The 2,302-nt window shown below is 71.2% G+C and carries 2 protein-coding genes; both read left to right on the forward strand.

What is annotated here, in order from left to right; all coding sequences use genetic code 11:
- The first annotated feature begins 120 nt into the window (after positions 1-120).
- Positions 121-762 carry a GOLPH3/VPS74 family protein gene (locus ABTZ89_RS38060; protein WP_351054192.1) on the forward strand — a complete coding sequence of 214 codons (642 nt, stop codon included), beginning with the start codon at positions 121-123 and terminating at the stop codon, positions 760-762.
- Positions 763-857: 95 nt separating this feature from the next.
- Entirely contained in the window at positions 858-2,273 is a 1,416-nt protein-coding gene (locus ABTZ89_RS38065; protein ID WP_351054194.1) for a M20/M25/M40 family metallo-hydrolase, read from the forward strand.
- Positions 2,274-2,302: the final 29 nt, after the last annotated feature.

Here is a 2,302-nt window from a genome sequence, read left to right on the forward strand (position 1 = left end):
AGCGTGGCCAGCTCTCCCCCGCTGTGTGTTCCGCCCCCTTATATAACTCTTCATCCACCACAAATATTTACTTTTTATGCCCGGGGGTGGGGTGGGCGGAGCGGTGCGAGACTGAGGTGCATGGATTCGTTGACCTTGCCGGAGGCGTTCGTCGTCCTGCTGCAGCGGGAGAACGGCTCGTACCACTCGACGTGCGATCACACCGGTGCCGCCGAGCTCGGTGAGCTGGTGCTGCAGCGCCGGGTTTCGTTCACCGGCAAGAAGATCCAGGTGGACGATCCGAGCCCCAGCGGTGTCGACTGGATCGACGAGGCCATCGCCCACCTGCAGCGCAAGGCCGGGCCGCGGGGCAAACCGGTGGCGGCGGCGACCTTCATCCAGAGCCGGCGCGGCGCGCGCAAGCGACACTGCGCCGCCCTGGCGGAGCGCGGGCTGATGCGGCACGAGCAGCGGACCGCGCTGTTCATCCCGTACGACAAGTACTTCCCGCACGAGGAGACGCGCAACGCGCTGATCGACGAGCTGCGCTCGATCGCCCGCGACGAACGCGAACTGGACAACCGGTCGGCGCTGCTCGCGGCGCTGGTGCACGCCACCGGCCTGGTCCACCGCTTCGGCTTCGAACGCGCCGAGCGCAAGCGGCTGAAGGAGATCAGCAAGGGCGAAGCCCTCGGCAAGGCGGTCGAGCAGGTGATCGCGGCGGCGACCGCGGTGATCACCACCGCCGCCGTCACCACGACCATTTCCGCCGGGAGCAGCTGAACCGCGCACCTGCGCATCCTCGCGAGCAGCAGCGCCGCCGCGGGCTAGCCGTCGGGGAGCGGCGTCGGCAGGCCGGACGGGCATAGGATCTCGGCGTGGATCGTGTTGCCGTTTCGAAGACCGTTGACCGGGTGTGGGACGAATCCGTCCTGCCGAGCCTGTCGGAGCTGGTGGAGATCCCAGCAGTCTCCCCCGCCTTCGACGCCGACTGGGTCGAGTCCGGGCATCTCGACGCCGCCGTCGAGCACGTGCGCCGGTGGATCACCGCGCGCGGCATCGAAGGCGCCGAGATCGAGGTCGTCCGACTGCCCGAGCGCACCCCGCTGCTGCTGGTGGACATCCCGGCCACCGAAGGCGCGGCCGAGGGAACCGTGCTGCTCTACGGGCACCTCGACAAGCAACCGCCGGTGGGCGGCTGGTCCGAAGGGCTGGGGCCGTGGACGCCGGTGGTCCGCGACGACCGGCTGTTCGGCCGCGGCGCGGCCGACGACGGGTACGCCGGGTACGCGGCGATCACCGCCATCGAGGCGGTTCGCGCGCACGGCGGCTCGCACGCGCGCTGCGTCGTGATGCTCGAGACCGGCGAGGAGTCCGGCAGCCCGGACCTGCCCGCCTACCTGGCGCACCTGTCCGAGCGGCTCGGCGACGTGTCGCTGGTGGTGTGCCTGGACTCCGGCGCCGGCGACTACGACCGGATGTGGCTGACGACCTCGCTGCGCGGCATGGCGACGGTGGAGGTCACCGTGCAGGTGTTGGACAGCGGTCTGCACTCCGGCATGGCCAGCGGCATCGTGCCCAGCTCGTTCCGCGTGCTGCGGCAGCTGCTGGACCGGCTCGAGGACTCCGCGACGGGCGAGGTCCTGGTGCCCGAGCTGAACGTGGCGATCCCGGAGAACCGGATCGCCGAGGCGCGCTCCGCGGTCGAGGCCGCGCCGGGCCTGATCCGGAACTCGGTGCCGTGGCCGGAGGGGCTGCGCCCGGTCGTCGAGGACGAGGTCGAGCTGGCGCTGAACAGCACCTGGCGCCCGACGCTGTCGATCACCGGCGCTTCCGGTCTGCCGGAACCGGCCGACGCGGGCAACGTCCTGCGGCCCTACACGACCGCGGTGCTCAGCTTCCGCCTGCCGCCGACCGCCGATCCGGCCGCTGCGCTGCGCGCGGTGCAGGAGAAGCTGTCCACCGACGTGCCCTACGGCGCGAAGGTGACCTTCGGGCACACCGAGGCCGGGCTGGGCTGGAACGCCCCCGAGCTCGCGCCGTGGCTGTCGACCGCGCTGGACCAGGCCGGTGACGAGGTGTTCGGCGCCGAGTGGCGGACGATGGGCCTCGGCGGCTCGATCCCGTTCATGGGCCTGCTGCAGGACGCCTACCCGGAGGCGCAGTTCGTGGTGACCGGCGCGCTCGGCCCGGACAGCAACGCGCACGTGCCGGACGAGAGCCTGAACCTGCCGTTCGCCGCGAAGATCACCTCGGCGATCTCCTACGTCCTGGACGCGCACGCCAACCGCTGATCCCGATCCCGGGGAGGGCGTGGTTCCAC

This window comes from Saccharopolyspora sp. NPDC002686, from assembly GCF_040295745.1.
GTDB classification, from domain to species: domain Bacteria; phylum Actinomycetota; class Actinomycetes; order Mycobacteriales; family Pseudonocardiaceae; genus Saccharopolyspora; species Saccharopolyspora oryzae.

What these genes read in the sequence shown, in the direction of transcription:
- ABTZ89_RS38060 (WP_351054192.1), top strand. Translation starts at nt 121, where the DNA reads ATGGATTCGTTGACCTTGCCGGAGGCGTTCGTCGTCCTGCTGCAGCGG.